The 15,821-nt window shown below is 59.1% G+C and carries 13 protein-coding genes; 4 read left to right on the top strand and 9 right to left on the bottom strand.

Annotated elements, in window-relative coordinates; genetic code table 11:
- Positions 1-8: 8 nt before the first annotated feature.
- Positions 9-1,622 carry a cytochrome-c oxidase, cbb3-type subunit I gene (ccoN, locus tag H7847_RS05155; RefSeq protein WP_227268318.1) on the bottom strand — a complete coding sequence of 538 codons (1,614 nt, stop codon included), beginning with the start codon at positions 1,620-1,622 and terminating at the stop codon, positions 9-11.
- A 209-nt stretch (positions 1,623-1,831) separates the two neighbouring features.
- On the opposite strand from ccoN, the gene H7847_RS05160 reads away from it, so the two are divergent.
- Positions 1,832-2,668: a universal stress protein gene (locus H7847_RS05160; protein ID WP_227268319.1), complete on the top strand. Its 837-nt coding sequence runs from the start codon at positions 1,832-1,834 to the stop codon at positions 2,666-2,668.
- A gap of 21 nt (positions 2,669-2,689) precedes the next feature.
- Here H7847_RS05160 and fnrL read toward each other — a convergent pair whose 3' ends face one another.
- A complete protein-coding gene (fnrL, locus tag H7847_RS05165; RefSeq protein WP_227268320.1) occupies positions 2,690-3,433 on the bottom strand; it encodes a transcriptional regulator FnrL in 744 nt (247 codons plus the stop codon).
- 64 nt (positions 3,434-3,497) lie between these two features.
- Between fnrL and hemN the strand changes: the two genes are divergently transcribed.
- Positions 3,498-4,853 (top strand): oxygen-independent coproporphyrinogen III oxidase, encoded by a 1,356-nt coding sequence (hemN, locus tag H7847_RS05170; RefSeq protein WP_227268321.1) that lies wholly within the window; start codon positions 3,498-3,500, stop codon positions 4,851-4,853.
- 3 nt (positions 4,854-4,856) lie between these two features.
- On the opposite strand, the gene H7847_RS05175 is transcribed toward hemN, so the two are convergent.
- The 5 genes from H7847_RS05175 to H7847_RS05195 all read right to left on the bottom strand — a co-directional run bounded on the left by H7847_RS05175 (position 4,857) and on the right by H7847_RS05195 (position 11,321).
- A complete protein-coding gene (locus H7847_RS05175) occupies positions 4,857-6,437 on the bottom strand; it encodes an ABC transporter ATP-binding protein (RefSeq protein ID WP_227268322.1) in 1,581 nt (526 codons plus the stop codon).
- Positions 6,434-7,618, bottom strand: coding sequence for an ABC transporter permease (locus H7847_RS05180; RefSeq protein ID WP_227268323.1), 1,185 nt, complete (start codon positions 7,616-7,618; stop codon positions 6,434-6,436). The genes H7847_RS05175 and H7847_RS05180 overlap by 4 nt, the downstream gene beginning before the upstream one ends.
- A 3-nt stretch (positions 7,619-7,621) precedes the next feature.
- Positions 7,622-8,710, bottom strand: coding sequence for a microcin C ABC transporter permease YejB (locus H7847_RS05185; protein ID WP_227268324.1), 1,089 nt, complete (start codon positions 8,708-8,710; stop codon positions 7,622-7,624).
- A 4-nt stretch (positions 8,711-8,714) separates the two neighbouring features.
- Positions 8,715-10,646, bottom strand: coding sequence for an extracellular solute-binding protein (locus H7847_RS05190; RefSeq protein WP_227268325.1), 1,932 nt, complete (start codon positions 10,644-10,646; stop codon positions 8,715-8,717).
- A 171-nt stretch (positions 10,647-10,817) separates the two neighbouring features.
- Positions 10,818-11,321 (bottom strand): c-type cytochrome, encoded by a 504-nt coding sequence (locus H7847_RS05195; protein ID WP_227268326.1) that lies wholly within the window; start codon positions 11,319-11,321, stop codon positions 10,818-10,820.
- A 117-nt stretch (positions 11,322-11,438) separates the two neighbouring features.
- On the opposite strand from H7847_RS05195, the gene H7847_RS05200 reads away from it, so the two are divergent.
- The gene (locus H7847_RS05200) at positions 11,439-12,284 is read left to right on the top strand and encodes a prephenate dehydratase (protein ID WP_227268327.1); all 846 of its coding nucleotides are present in this window, start codon (positions 11,439-11,441) and stop codon (positions 12,282-12,284) included.
- Here H7847_RS05200 and H7847_RS05205 read toward each other — a convergent pair.
- Both H7847_RS05205 and nudC read right to left on the bottom strand, forming a co-directional pair.
- Positions 12,281-12,748, bottom strand: a complete 468-nt coding sequence (locus tag H7847_RS05205; RefSeq protein WP_227268328.1) for an SRPBCC family protein — start codon at positions 12,746-12,748, stop codon at positions 12,281-12,283. The genes H7847_RS05200 and H7847_RS05205 overlap by 4 nt on opposite strands.
- A gap of 45 nt (positions 12,749-12,793) precedes the next feature.
- Entirely contained in the window at positions 12,794-13,762 is a 969-nt protein-coding gene (gene nudC / locus H7847_RS05210; protein WP_227268329.1) for an NAD(+) diphosphatase, read from the bottom strand.
- A gap of 201 nt (positions 13,763-13,963) precedes the next feature.
- Here nudC and H7847_RS05215 point away from each other — a divergent pair, with 201 nt between their 5' ends.
- Positions 13,964-15,775, top strand: a complete 1,812-nt coding sequence (locus H7847_RS05215) for a 5'-nucleotidase C-terminal domain-containing protein (protein WP_227268441.1) — start codon at positions 13,964-13,966, stop codon at positions 15,773-15,775.
- The last annotated feature ends 46 nt before the right edge of the window (positions 15,776-15,821 follow it).

Below are 15,821 nucleotides of genomic sequence, written 5' to 3' on the forward strand. Positions count from 1 at the left end.
ATCCCTCCTTATTCAGCAGGGACAGCTGTGCCGAGCGGCGCTTTTGCGGGCGCAGCCTTCACAGTCATCCAAAGGTTGTAGCACATGATGAGGGCACCGCCGAGGAACAGAACGCCCCCGAGACCCCGCACAACATACATCGGGAACTTGGCGCTGACGGTGTCAGCGAAAGAGTTCACCAGGAAACCATTGGCATCCACTTCGCGCCACATCAGGCCTTCCATGATGCCGGTGACCCACATCGAGGCCGCGTAGAGCACGATGCCGATGGTGGCGAGCCAGAAATGCCAGCTGACAAGGCTGAGCGAGTAGAGACGCTCACGCTTCCACAGGACCGGCACCAGATAGTAGAGCGCGCCGAATGTAATCAGCCCGTTCCAGCCAAGCGCACCCGAGTGCACGTGCCCGATGGTCCAGTCGGTGTAATGCGACAGCGAGTTCACCGCACGGATCGACATCATCGGACCTTCAAAGGTGGACATGCCGTAGAAGGCCAGCGACGTCACCATCATCCGCAGAACGGGGTCGGTGCGCAGTTTGTCCCAGGCGCCTTGCAGCGTCATCAGACCGTTGATCATACCTCCCCAGCTGGGCATCCACAGGACGATCGAGAAGACCATGCCAAGGGTCGATGCCCAGTCCGGCAGAGCGGTGTAATGCAAGTGGTGCGGACCCGCCCAGATATAAAGGAAGATTAGCGCCCAGAAGTGGATGATGGAGAGCTTGTACGAGAACACCGGCCGTTCAGCCTGCTTGGGCACAAAGTAGTACATCATGCCCAGGAACCCGGCCGTCAGGAAGAATCCCACCGCGTTGTGACCATACCACCACTGCACCATCGCATCCTGCACGCCAGAGAAGACCTGCACCGATTTGCTGCCCCAGATCGAGACCGGGATGGAGATATTGTTGACCACATGCAGCATCGCCACGGTGACGATGAAGGCCAGCAAGAACCAGTTTGCCACGTAGATATGCGGCTCCTTGCGCCGGATGATCGTGCCGAGGAACGTGGCCAGGAACGCCAGCCAGACAATGGTCAGCCAGAGATCGACGTACCATTCCGGTTCGGCATATTCCTTGGATTGCGTCCCGCCCAGGAGGTACCCGGTGGCCGCCAGAACGATAAAGAGCTGGTAACCCCAAAAGACGAACCACCCCAGGTTCCCGCCCCAAAGCCGCGCTGCCGAGGTACGCTGCACGATAAAGAACGAGCTTGCTATCAAGGCGTTACCCCCGAAGGCAAAGATCACCGCAGAGGTGTGCAGCGGCCGCAGCCGCCCGAAGTTCGCGTAGCCTTCCGCCCATTCGAAGTTCAGTACCGGGAAAGCAAGCTGGAAGGCGATGACGACACCAACCAAAAACCCCACCACACCCCAGAAAGCCGTGGCAATGACCCCCGCCCGAACGACGCTGTCAAAGTATTCATCCATGGGGATCGGTTTGGCGGGTTCATCCGTGTTGCGCAGCGTGACCAGAAACAGGCCGCCCGCAACAAGCATGAAGATAATCATATGGAGCTGATACGCCAGATCGCGGGCATAGCTCGCCGCGATCATCGCAAACAGCGTGACGAGCCCCAACCCGACAAGCTTTGCGTAGTTTAATGTTCCGGTATTCATCTGTCCGGTATCCCTTCCATCTCGGCTTTCGCGCAGACGGACTCCGCCCACGCAAATCATTCGTTATGGAGGGCTTTGTCGCGCAGAGGCCCTTTTGGTTCCTTGATCTGCATCAAGAGCACCGGCAATTTTGGATGACGAAGATCAAGGGAACGCCCGTTTATGCGCGGTAGAATGACGCATATCTGCAGATACAAGAGGTTGTGACCATGGCCTACAAGTCAATCTTTACTCCCCTGACAGACTTTGACGGTGTATCTCCGGCGCTGGCGCTGGCGGTGGCCTTTACCGAAGCGCAGGATGCGCACCTCGACGTTCTGTGTCTTGGGCTGGACCGGACGCAAAACACGTTTTACGAGATGGGATCGAACGCCGTGGTGATGCATGCCGCGATCGAACAAGCCCATGAGCGCGCGGGCGAGATCAATCAGGCGGTGCGCGCCTATCTTGAAGGCAGCAGCCTGCGGTGGGAGGTTATCAACGGCATCTCGGCCAGTGCCGGTGTCGGACGCACCGTGGCCACGCAGGCCCGATTTGCCGATCTGGCCGTCGTGGGCTTGCCCTATGGCGACAACAAGCGTCATGAGGAAACACTCGTGCTGGAAGGGCTGCTCTTTGAGGCGGATTGCCCCACGATTATTGTCCCCGAAGGAGAGGTGACCGCGCGCCCCGAAAGCATCGTCATTGGCTGGAACGAAAGTGCCGAGGCGGTGCGCGCCGTCCGGGCGGCCCTGCCCTTCTTGCAAGCCGCCGAAACGGTTCATATCGCCATCATCGACCCGCCGGAGATGGGGCCGGAACGGTCTGACCCCGGCGGCGGGCTGGCCGTTTATCTGGCGCGCCACGGGGTGCGTTGTGACATTCAGGTCCTGGCACGCGGCGGCTACAAAGTGAGCGAACGGCTCTCGCAGCACGTCACCGAGACCGGTTCAGATCTGTTGGTGATGGGCGGATATGGCCACTCGCGTTTCCGCGAAGCGATTCTGGGTGGGGCCACCCGCGACATGCTCGAGCACAGCAAGGTGCCAGTGCTCATGGCACACTGACGCAGGCAGGCGATGGTGGCCTCAGCTTAGGAAGCCGCCATCGCTGTCATCGCCGGCCTCGTCCATCAGCCGGTCCATGTCAGGCACGATGATGCGCCGTTTGCCATCAAGGATAATCACATCATCCTTTTTCAGCGCGGACATCTGTCTGCTGACTGTTTCGAGCGTCAAACCCAGATAGTCCGACATCGCTTCGCGGGTCAGCGGCAGGTCAAAGGCCAGACTGTTCTGTTCGGCGTTTTTGGCCAGAATGGCATCGCGGCGCGCGATGATGGCCAGAAGGCTGGCGATCTTTTCCCGCGCGGTCTTGCGCCCCAACACCAACATCCATTCGCGCGCAGCGTCCAACTCATCCAATGTCATCTCGAGCAGACGGTGTGCGATATGCGGCGTGGAGCTTATCATCTGCTCAAAGGGCTTGCGCCGGAAACAGCACATCACAAGGTCGCATGTCGCCGTGACAGTATAGGTTGCAGCCTCGCGGCCCGGGCGGCCGACAAAGTCCGAGGGCAGCAACAGGCCCACCATCTGCGTCCGACCGTCCTCCATCGTCTGGGTCAGGGACGCGACGCCAGAGACAACAGAGGCCACGAAATCCATCCTGTCACCGGCCCACATGATCGTCTGTCCGGCGGCAAAGCTGCGGTAGTATTTGATGTCCTCCAGCAGCGCCAGCTCTGCCGTATCGCACCGTGCGCACACCGCCCGGTGCCGTATCGGACAGTCCGAACAGTCTTTCATGTCGGGCACCATCATGTCTTGCATCAAAAAGTCTCCGCCCTTGATCCATGTCAAGGATGTCAAACCGCCGAAAACCTATCAAGTCCTCATGAGCATGACATCCAAACTCGCCAGAATGGGACTCTTTGACGCGAAAGTACCGCGTTACACGAGCTATCCAACTGCACCTCAGTTCTCCGGTGACACCACCAGCGCAGACGCACAAAAATGGATCTCCGAAATACCGTCCGGCAGTCGCATTTCGCTGTATCTGCACATTCCGTTCTGTCGACGGTTGTGCTGGTTCTGCGCCTGCCGCACTCAAGGCACATCCAGTAATGACCCAGTCATCGCCTATCTGTCCACACTAAAAGACGAAATTGGCCTGTTGGCCGCGCTTTTACCCCCCGATGTGAGCCTCAGCCGCATCCACTGGGGTGGCGGCACGCCGACGTTGCTCGATGCGGCGATGATCACCGATCTGGCCGGGACAATTGCCGAGATGGCCCCTCTCGCACCAGGCGGAGAGTTCTCGGTAGAGATCGACCCGAATGAGATCGACCAACCCCGCGTCGATGCCCTTGCGGCAGCAGGGATGACCCGCGCCTCCATCGGCGTGCAGGATTTTGACGAGGAAATCCAAACCACGATTGGTCGGTTGCAAAGCTTTGATGTCACGCAGAACGCCGCCACTATGCTGCGCGCGGCGGGCATCGGGTCGCTGAATGCGGATATCCTCTTTGGTCTGCCGCATCAGACCACCGAAAAGATTGCTGCCAGCGTGCAAAAACTGCTGACGCTCAGCCCCGACCGCGTGGCGCTTTACGGCTATGCGCACGTGCCTTGGATGGCGCGGCGACAGTCGCTGATCCCCTCCGACGCCCTGCCCGCGCCCGAGGACCGGCTCAAGCTCTTTGAGACCGCGCGACAGCTTTTTGAATGGGACGGCTACCGGCAGATCGGGATCGATCATTTTGCGGTGCCCCATGATCCGCTGGCGATTGCAGAGCAGACGGGCCAGCTGCGCCGCAACTTTCAGGGCTATACGGATGAGCCCGCCGACGTCCTGATCGGCCTTGGCGCATCCTCCATCTCGCGGTTCCCGCAGGGCTATGCGCAGAACAACCCGGCGACCTCCGGCTACACCAAAGCGATCCGCGCAGGCACGCTGGCCACCGCCCGCGGGCATGCCTTCACCGCCGAAGACCTCCTGCGCGCCCGCCTGATCGAGGCCATCATGTGCGATTTCGAGGTTCAGATCGGTGAGCTGATCGAACGGTTCCCCGACCGCGAAGCCCATATTCTGGCCCTGCTGAGGGGAGCCTCGGACTTCTTTGGCGACATCGTGCAAATGGATGCCAACCGCTTCCATATTCTGCCCGAAGGCCGCCCGCTGACGCGCATCATTGCCCGGCACTTCGATGCCTATGACATGGCCAGCGCGGGGCATGCCTCGGCCATCTGAGGTTCAGGTGGCGGCGGCCAGCAGACTGCGCGTGTACTCATGCGCGGGCGCGTCGAAAATTTGATCGACCGGCCCGGTTTCGACCACATCGCCGCTTTTCATGACCATCACCTGGTGCGACATGGCCCGCACCACGCGCAGATCGTGGCTGATAAAGATGTAGGCCAACCCATATTTCTTCTGAAGATGCCTGAGCAGATCGACGATCTGCACTTGAACTGTCATGTCCAGTGCCGATGTCGGCTCGTCCAGCACCAGCAGGCGCGGGCGCAGCACCATCGCACGGGCGATTGCAATCCGCTGCCGCTGCCCGCCCGAGAACTCATGCGGGTAGCGGTCCATCGTGGCCGGATCGAGGCCCACCTCCTCCATCACTTCCTGCACCAGCGTGCGCTGGTCCCGTTCAGGATCGACTTTGTGAATGCCTAGACCTTCGGAGATGATCTGCGCGCAGGTCATCCGCGGGCTCAACGAGCCGAACGGGTCCTGAAACACGATCTGCATGTCCTTGCGCAGGCTTCGCAGCTGACGTGTGGACCAGCGGCGCACATCCTGGCCCGCAAAGGTGATCTGCCCTTCGGAGGCGATCAGGCGCATCAGGGCCAGTGCCATCGTCGTCTTGCCCGACCCGCTCTCGCCGACCACACCAATGGTCTCGCCCGACCGCACCGTCAGCGTGGCGTCATTCACCGCCTTCACGTGGCCGACCGTGCGCCGCAAGAGCCCCGCCGTGATCGGGAACCAGACCTTGAGGTTCTCGGTACGCGCCACGACCTCGGCCTGAAGCGGCACGGCGGTCGGGGCACCCGACGGCTCCGCCCCCAGCAGTTTTTTGGTGTAGGGGTGCTGCGGGTTGGCGAATATCTCTTGTGTCGGGCCTGCCTCCACGATCTCGCCCTGCTGCATCACGCAGACCCGGTCCGCAATGCGGCGTACGATGCCCAGATCATGGGTGATGAACAAAAGCCCCATGCCCATGCGGTCCTTGAGGTCTTTCAGCAGGTCGAGAATCTGGGCCTGGATCGTGACATCCAGCGCCGTTGTGGGCTCATCCGCGATCAGCACATCGGGTTTGTTTGCCAGCGCCATCGCGATCATCACCCGCTGCCGCTGCCCGCCGGAGAGCTGATGCGGATAGCTTGTGAGCCGGGTCGCCGCATCCCGGATGCCCACCTGCTCCAGCAGTTCAAGAATACGCGCACGTGCCTGCGCGCCGACCACACCCTGATGCAGCGCGAGGCTTTCGCCCAGTTGCTTTTCAATGGTGTGCAGCGGGTTCAGCGATGTCATCGGCTCCTGGAAGATAAAGCTGATGTCATTGCCGCGTACCTTGCGCAGCAACGCCTCATCCGCACCGATCATCTGTTGACCGTCATAGGTCACGGACCCGGAAATCTCGGCGCTATCGCCCAGCAACGATACCGTCGACAGCGCTGAGACGGATTTGCCCGATCCGGATTCGCCCACCAGCGCCACCGTCTCACCGCGTTCAACGGAGAAGCTGACACCTTTGACCGCCTGCGTCAGCCTGCCGTCCTGCCGAAAGCCGACACTCAGGTCCTTGACCTCGAGAAGTGCGCTCATGTGAAAGTCTTTCTGGGATCGAAGGCGTCGCGGATGCCCTCAAAGATAAAGATCAGCAGCGACAGCATGATCGCAAAGGTGAAAAACGCGGTGAAGGCAAGCCAGGGCGCCTGCAGGTTCTGCTTGGCCTGCAAGGTCAGCTCGCCCAGCGAGGGCGCGGAGGACGGCAGGCCAAAGCCCAGAAAATCAAGCCCCGCCAGTGTGCCGATTGTGCCGGTCACAAGGAACGGCAGCATGGTCAGCGTGGCCACCATGGCGTTGGGCAGCATATGACGGAACATGATCGTCAGGTTACTGACCCCCAGGGCCCGGGCCGCCCGCACATACTCCAGATTACGCGCGCGCAGGAATTCGGCGCGCACCACCCCCACCAGAGACATCCAGCCAAAGAGCACCATCAGGAAGACCAGCAGCCAAAAGCCCCGTCCGAGGATCGCAAAGAGGATGATGATGACGTAAAGCTGCGGGGTGGAGGACCAGATCTCGATGATCCGCTGAAAGATCAGGTCGGTCTTTCCGCCGAAAAAGCCCTGCACCGCCCCGGCAATGATCCCGATCAGGCTGGACAGGCCGGTCACCACCAAGGTGAAGAAGATCGATAATCGAAATCCGTGCACCACACGGGCCATCACATCGCGCTTGGTGCCATCCGTGCCCAGCAGGTTTTCCCCGTTGGGCGGCAGCGGCGCGGCCCCCGGTCGGTCCACCGCAGTGTCGTAAGAATAGGGGATCAACGGCCAGATGGCCCAGCCCTTTTCGATTTCGCTACCGTCCACAAGGCCGTCCTGGGCGTCTTCGAAATAACCCTCCGGGTCATCGAAACACTGCTCAAGGCCACCGGTTTCAATCAGGCATTTGACCTCCGGATCGCGGTAGACGGCTTCTGTCTGAAAGTCGCCGCCAAAGGCGGTCTCGGGATAAAAGTTCCAGATCGGCGTGTAGTATTCGCCCCGGTATTGGACCAGGATCGGTTTGTCATAGGCGATAAATTCCGCGAAAAGGGACAGGCCGAAGAGGATCGAGAAAATCCAAAGCGACCAGTAGGCGCGCCGGTTGCGCCTGAAATTGCGCCAGCGGCGCTGATTGAGCGGCGACAGCCAGCCGCGCTTGGGCTCGGGTGCCTCGGCGGGCGGCGCATCGAGGTCTGGTGCCTGATCGGGGATCGGGTCGGTGACGGCCATGCGCTACCCCTCCCGCCGCTCGAAATCGATCCGCGGATCGACCAGCACATACATCAGGTCCGACAGCAGCGCCACGACTAGCCCAATGAGGCCGAAGATGAAGAGCGTGCCAAAGACGATCGGATAGTCCCGCGCCACCGCCGCCTCGAACCCCAGACGCCCCAGGCCGTCCAGGCTGAAGATCGTCTCGATAATGAGCGAGCTGCCAAAGAACACCCCGATAAACACCGCCGGGAAACCCGCAATCACGATCAGCATCGCATTGCGGAACACATGTCCGTAAAGCACCTTGCGCTCTGAAAGCCCCTTGGCGCGGGCGGTTATCACATAGTGTTTCTTGATCTCGTCCAGAAAGCTGTTCTTGGTCAGCAGCGTCAGCGTGGCAAAGGCCGAAATCGTCGAGGCCAGCACCGGCAGGGTAATGTGCCAGAAATAATCAACAACCTTGCCCCATGTGCTGAGCTGGTCAAAGTTATCGCTGGTCAGTCCCCGCAGCGGGAAGATTTGCAAGTAAGACCCCCCCGCAAAGAGCACAAGCAAGAGGATCGCAAACAGGAACCCCGGAATCGCATAGGCCGCGATGATCGCCCCGGATGTCCAGGTGTCAAAACGGGTGCCATCCTTGACCGCCTTGCGGATGCCCAGCGGGATCGAGACCAGATAGGCAATCAGCGTGGACCAAAGGCCCAGCGAGATTGACACCGGCAGCTTTTCCTTGATCAAGTCGAGCACGGAGATCGACCGGAAATAGCTCTCGCCGAAGTCAAAGCGCATGTAGTTCCAGATCATGTTCAGGAACCGCTCGACAGGCGGTTTGTCAAAGCCGAACTCTGCTTCCAGTTCCGCAATGAATTCCGGCGGCAGTCCCCTTGCACCGAGATATTGGCTGTCGTTTGTGGACAGGTCAGAGTTGCCCGCGTCATTGCCAGGACCAGCAAAGCCACCGAAAACATCCCCGCCACCCTGCGCACGAGCAATTGCCTGCTCTACCGGTCCACCGGGTACGAACTGCACCAAGGCAAAGTTAATCAACATGATCCCCAAGAGCGTCGGGACGATCAGCAAAAGCCGTCTGACAATATAGGCGCCCACAGCGTTACCTCAGCGCTCCGGCAGCGCGCAAGGCATCCGCCTTGTCTTGATTGTACCACCAGAAATCCAGCTGGCCTAAAGCAAATGGGGGGATTTCGTCCGGATGTTCGTACTTATCATAATAGGCGACCCAGAAGCTGTCGTTGTACCATGCGGGGATCATAAAGAATTCATAGCGCAAGGCTCGATCCAGAGCCCTCAGCGTCACGTCAGTCTCTTCCTTGGTGTCCATGCGTTGGGACGCTTCAATGATCTCATCCACCAGCGGACTCGCCAATCCAGCAGGGTTGAACACAGAAAACTCGGAAGCCTCGGAGCCAAAGAACTGTTGCAGGCCTCCGCCAGTGCTCAGGAAGGGGATGTATTGGTCAAAAACCATGTCATAGTCCCGATCCCTCTCTCGGCTTGTGTATTGCGATGCGTCCACAGCCTCAAGCACGGTTTCGATCCCCATGGCTTGCAAGTTGGACATGAAATTCTCAACCACAGCACGCAGTGTTGATGAGCCTGCAGAATTGACCAGAAACGTAATTTTCAAGGCCTGTCCATTTGCATCCTTGCGTTTGCCATCCGCTCCTACGGGCCACCCGGCCTCATCCAGCAGCTTCATTGCTTGTCGAAGGTTGCGCCGGTCCAGTAGCCTGCTGGCGTCCGAGGTATGCGGCATCCGCGCCTCGGATGTCAGCATTTCCTCGGGTACGAGATCTCCCAGCGTTTCCAGAAACGCAAGTTCTGCGCCCTCTGGTTTCCCCACGGCCATCAGGTCAGTGCCCTGATTGAAAGATGCGCGCGGCTTGAACAGCCCAAACTGAAGTGATTCATTGGTCCACTCGAAATTAAACCCCAAGGCTACCGCTTCCCGCACGCGGCGATCCTTGAAAATCTCCCGTCCAAGATTGAATACAAACCCCGTTGGTATCGGCGGTGAGCCATCGGGCAGTTCCTTTTTAACAATCTGGCCGTTGTTCACCTTCGGAAAGTCGTAAGCCGAAGCCCATTGCCTTGAATTGCCTTCGGTACGGAAGGTGTATTCACCTGCCTTAAATGCTTCGAAAGCAGCGTTTTCATCTCCAAAATACTCTACTCGAATTCTGTCGAAATTGTTCCTGCCGACATTAAACGGCAGGTCTTTTCCCCAATAGTCCGGGTTCTTCTTGTAAACGATCCGACGATTTACATCGATGCTCTCGATCATGTACGGACCCGAGCCCGGAGATATCTCGAGGCGACTTTCATCAAGGCGCGCGCCCGTTTCTTCGTACCACGCTTTCGAAAAAATCGTCATCCCCCCCACAACCTCTATCAGACTGCGGCGCGAAATACCCGGTGTGAAGGAGTATTTGATGGTGTGATCGTCAATGACTTCAATATCTGTAATCCGTTTGCTGACGGCATCTGCATAAGACCTGAGACCCTGATCCAGGATAAGTTGTTGGCTGAACGCAACATCGTGGGCGGTCAACGGCGTTCCATCTGAGAAGCGAGCTTCTGGTCGAAGATAAAAGATGACCCAGTTTCGGCCTTTGTCATATTCGAGGCGTTCCGCAACCAATCCATAGTATTCGGCATAGACATCCGCGGGTGCCACGGCACCTCCGGTCCCCTCTCCCAAGAGACTTTCATACATGATCGTGCTCAGGGCACCGGCACGACCCTTGCGCGTGAAAGGGTTCATGGAATCAAATGTTCCAAGCGCGGAAAATGATATTTCTCCGCCTTTCGGCGCGTCAGGATTAACGTAGTTGAAATGTGGATAGTCTTCCGGATAGGTCAGATCGCCGTAAAACGAGTATCCGTGGCTGACGATTGTATCCTCCTGCGCGCGGCTCGCAGAGGCCCAGATCAGGACGAATGCAAACGTCAGCAGGCCGAGACTGAGACAGACCAATCGCCGGTTGTTCTGCCCCGTTTCGGTCCGAACCCGCGGATCTGCCATCTGAAAGTCCTCCTATATCGCGTCGACTGTTTCGACTTTATCCACCAGATGTAAGCTAATGGGAGGCCGGGCCAAGAGACAAGTTGCGAAATTGTGATCGTGGGCTTTGACCCCCAAAAAAAGCCACGTGCTTTGACACACGTGGCTTTTGTACTCTGATTTAGGGCCCTATCAGTCGTCGAGACTGTCGAGGTAGGCGATCACCTCCGCGCGCTCTTCGATGTCACGCAGGCCCGCAAATCCCATGGATGTGCCCGGCGCGTAAGAAGACGGTCTTTCGAGGAAATCGCTCAGGTTTTGCGGGGTCCAGGCCCCTTCCATCGATGCAAGGGTGTCCGAGTAGCCAAACCCTTCGGCGGCGGCCTTTTCGCGACCGACGACGCCATAAAGGTGAGGGCCTGCGCCGTTTTCGCCTTCAACCAGCTGATGGCAGGCCGAACATTTGCGGAAAACGCGCGCGCCCGCTTCAACACTGGCGGACGCCAGAATGGTCTCGAAATCAACTTCTTCGACTTCTGCAACATCATCCGCGCCTTCGACCTCGATGACATAGGCTTGCTCTCCATGGCTTTCGACATGGTAAAGTTCTTCGGCAGCCCATTTGCCCAGAAGGAATACCAGCAACGCGCCACAAATGCCGCCGGCTGCTTTCGTGAAGGTCATTGTATCGAACATGGCTAAGGTCCATTGCTAAGTGTTTGGGGCTATCTACGTCTTCACCTTGGCCGTGGCAAGGTGTAGTTACCGCGACGAAACGCCTCTTTTTATCTACAGAAGTCTTAGGAAAACGTAATGATAGCCCAATCCGACGCTCGTATCGCCTTTCAGGGAGAGTTGGGGGCCTATGGCCATGAGGCCTGTCGCAAGGCCCGACCTGACATGACACCGGTGCCCTGTGCCAGTTTCGAGGATGCGATTGCGGCCGTGCGCAAAGGCGACGCTGAACTTGCGATGCTGCCGGTTGAGAATTCGACCTATGGGCGTGTTGCAGACATTCATTCGCTCTTGCCCAAGTCGGGATTGCACATCATCGAGGAATCATTCGTGCGGGTGCATATCAATCTGCTGGGGGTGCCGGGCGTCTCTCTTGCAGATATCAAAGCCGCCAAGAGCCACACCGTCCTGTTGGGGCAATGCCGCAGCTTTCTGGCGCAGCACGGCATTTCCCGCATCACAGGCGCGGATACCGCGGGCTCCGCCAAGGAAGTGGCCGCAGCAGGCGATCCGCAAACAGCCGCGCTGGCCAGCGAACTGGCCGGAGAGATTTACGGCCTCGACCTTCTGGCGCGCCATATCGAGGACGAGGGCAACAACACGACCCGGTTTCTGCTGATGTCCCCGGACGCAGATCACAGCCGACGCGGCGCCGGTGTCATGATGACGAGCTTTGTCTTTGAGGTTCGCAACATTCCTGCAGCCCTTTACAAGGCGATGGGTGGATTTGCGACGAACGGGATCAACATGACCAAGCTGGAAAGCTACATGGTCGGCGGGTCCTTCACGGCGACACAGTTTTATGCGGATATCGAAGGCCACCCGGAAGACCCCGGTGTGCAGCGCGCGCTCGAAGAGCTCGACTACTTCACCAATATGGTGGAGATTTTGGGCGTCTATCCCGCAGACCCCGGACGCAACTAGGTGCTTTGGCGGCGGTGATCCTCGATCTCGGCCACCATCTGTGCGATGCGGGCTTTGTATTTCTGATCCAGCGAGGATTTCGTCAGCTTAAGCGACTGGATCAGCAAGCGTGCCCTGAGGGTCTCCGGGCGCAATTCGATCGCGACCAGCATCCGCGTGCGGCTGCGGGCCAGGGCAAAAAGCTCGCAAGTGATATGGCCGGTGATATTACGGGACCTCAGATCGACGATGATGTCCGTCGGTCGATCAAACCTGACGATCTCCATGACGGCGTCACGCTCTTTGCCGCGCACCATGAAGCTGACATCCCAAACCGTGCCCAGCCCGTAAGGCGACAGCGCATCTGCCAACCGGACCTTGGCACCGCGCTGCCGGGCAGCGTTTTCGTGCTGCTCAAACGATAACAGGCGATCAAAAACACGTTCGATTGGTGCCTCTATGTCTTCACGGGTTGAAAACTTCACACCACAGCCTTTCCATGGGCGCGGGTCCGATGCATCTGGACGGGATCAGTCAAGCGTATCTGCCAGCCAGTTGTTCAACAGAAAATGCGCGATGGCCCCTTTTCGCGCGGGTAGAATCGACGGGTGGTTGCCGGACATCGCTGTCATCATATCTTCGCGCGTTACCCACATCGCATCTTCGATCTCCACGGGGTCGATATTCAGATCCTCGCTCAGCGCCTCACCGGTACAGCCAAACATCAGGGACGCCGGGAACGGCCAGGGCTGACTGGCAAGATAGCGCACCCGGCCCACGTGAACACCCACTTCTTCGAAGATCTCGCGCCGGACGGCCGCTTCGAGCGTCTCACCCGGTTCGACAAATCCAGCCAACAACGAATACATACCGTCCGGCCAGCCGGGCGACCGACCAACCAGCACCGAATTGCCGCGCGTGACAAGCATGATGACAACGGGATCCGTTCTGGGGAAATGGCCCGCGTTGCAGGCCGGACAGCGACGCTGCCAGCCCGCCTGCACGATCACCGAGGCGATGCCGCAGCAGGCACAAAACCCATGTGTCTGGTGCCACCCGAAGACGGCCTTGCCGGTCGCGGCAAGCTCGGCATCGCGCGGTGTCAGCCACGTCATGACGCGTCGAAGTTCTGCGAACGCCATCTCGTCCGGCAGTTTTGGATGGTGCTGCTCTGTCGGGTCAAGAAAGCCGCCAAGCGCAGTTTCGTCCAACGCGTCCGGCATCCAGGCTGAAAGGTCATAGGCAAACCGCGCGGCCCCGTCCTCGCGTCCCAGCAAAATGGGATCGGGCGCGGCCTCTGCCAAGACCGGGTGATCCATCGGCAGGCGCACAAGCTGCACGGGCTCAGTCATCGACAAAAGCGGTTTGCCCCGCCAGAACAGGATTGCGCGGCTTGCGTCACTCCGCAAGGCGGCGCGGATCGCTGTCTCGTCCGTGCGCATGTCGCTGGCCCGATCCAACCCGGAACCACCGAAGGTGACCGTTTCTGAATGCTTCATGACTATCCCGTTCTTAAAGTGCAGAGCATTTGCACGCAGCACATCAGAGCGCAAGATGCGGCCCTCTTTGTTCTGCGCAAGGCTTGCCAACTCTTGCGTGATCTGATGAAACTGAAATCAGCCTTTAGTTGTTTCATTCGCAAGATTTAAGAGGAAGACATACCCCAAGCCCCCACCTCCCGAAACGCACAGCTTCGTATTCTGGCCACGAGCGATCTGCACATGCAGATGATGGCTTTTGACTACGTCAAAGGCATGTCGAACGGTGGTGGCAGCCTGGCAAAGCTCGCCAGCCTGATCGCAGAGGCACGCGCAGAGATCACGTCGCGGCATGGGGCCTGCCTGCTCTTTGACAACGGAGATACGTTTCAGGGTAACCCGATCACAGAATTCATTGTCCGAAACGGATGCCAGCAGGTACACCCGATCGTCGCCTGTATGAACGCGCTACAATACGATGCCGGCGGGTTGGGAAACCATGATTTTGACCATGGGCTGGATGCGCTCGCAAGCTGGCTCACAGAGCACAAAATGCCCGTGGTCTGTACAAACGTCATGTCCGCGAGTTTGCCCGATGTCTGCCCCGACCTGATGCTGGAGCGCGCGGTGACCTTTGCCGACGGCACCGCAGACACCATCCGCATCGGCGTTCTGTCCAGCCTGCCGGACAAAACGGCTCTGTGGAGCAGACACCACGTCCAGGACCGCGCCAACATCTGTCCACCACTGCCCAAGCTCAAAACGGCCGCGGCAACGTTGCGGGCGCAAGGCGCCGATCTGATCGTTGTCTTGGCGCATATGGGGTTGGCGTTGTTCGACGAAGGACCGGAGGCGCAGAACCAGATCAGCGACGTCGCCCGGATCGAGGATGTGGATGTCGTGATCGGCGGCCATACCCATCTGCGGTTTCCCGGACCGGACCATTCAGGCGTGGCCGAGGCCGACTGCAACCTTGGGACCGTCCACGGAACACCGGTTGTGCAACCCGGAGCGTCGGCATCCGATCTGGGGGTGATCGACCTGTATCTTGGAAAGCCCGAAGGGAGTGCGGCCTGGCAAGTTACATCGGCAACATCAAAGCTGGTGCCGGTGACAAAAAACACGCCGGAATGTCCCGAGATCCTCAAGATCGCGCAAGACGCGCATTCTGCAACAATGCAGTATCTCGCCGAGCCGGTTGCGACGATGGACAAAAGCATCCACAGCTTCTTTGCTCTGGCCCAGCCCAGCCCTGTCCCCGCCCTTCTGGCCGCCGCCAAACGCCGGACGATTGCCGAGGTCATTGCGGATACGGCCGACAGCAACCTGCCCCTTGTCGCTGTGGCCTCTGCACAGCTGACCGGTGGGTTTGACGGGCCGGACAACTTTCTGGCGTTGTCAAAAGGGGTCTTGCAGCGGCGACACATCGCGGGCCTGAACCCTTATGCAAACCATGTCTGGGCGGTTAAAACCACCGGCGCGCAGCTTTTGGACTGGCTCGAACGGTCGGCGCTGATCTTTAACACCCTTGCGGCAAATGCACCGGATCAATTGCTGGTCGATCCGCGCATCCCGGGTTTTCGCTACGATGCCATCTACGGTCTGACCTATACGGTCGATCCGCGCCAACCCCCGCGCTTTGACATCTCCGGCAAAGTAATTGCCAGCAACAAGGGACGCATCCGGGACATCCGGTATCACGGCAAGCCGATTTCATGGGAGCAGGAATTCATCGTCGCCACGACCGATCATCGGGCCGGGGGTGGTGGCGTTTACAAAACCTTCTCCAGCCAGGAAATCGTCATGCAGGGGCATGCGCCCTTGCAGGAGGCTGTACTCGCCTATCTGCAATCGCCGGATCGTCAGAGTGCGCAGGCTGCTCCGCCGTGGTCCTTTCCACATCCTATGAACCGAACCGCGATCCTGCACACAGCGCCCGAAGCCTGCGACTATCTCGACGAAATTGCCCATTTAAACCCGGAACAGTGCGGCGAAACACCTGACGGATTTTTGCGGCTGCGGTTGCACCTCTGATACGCGCTGACTTGCATCGCCTTGCAAGCTTGCCTATATGCGGTTC

The sequence above is a fragment of the Roseobacter weihaiensis genome (genome assembly GCF_020622345.1).
In the GTDB taxonomy this organism is placed as follows: Bacteria; Pseudomonadota; Alphaproteobacteria; order Rhodobacterales; family Rhodobacteraceae; genus Roseobacter; species Roseobacter weihaiensis.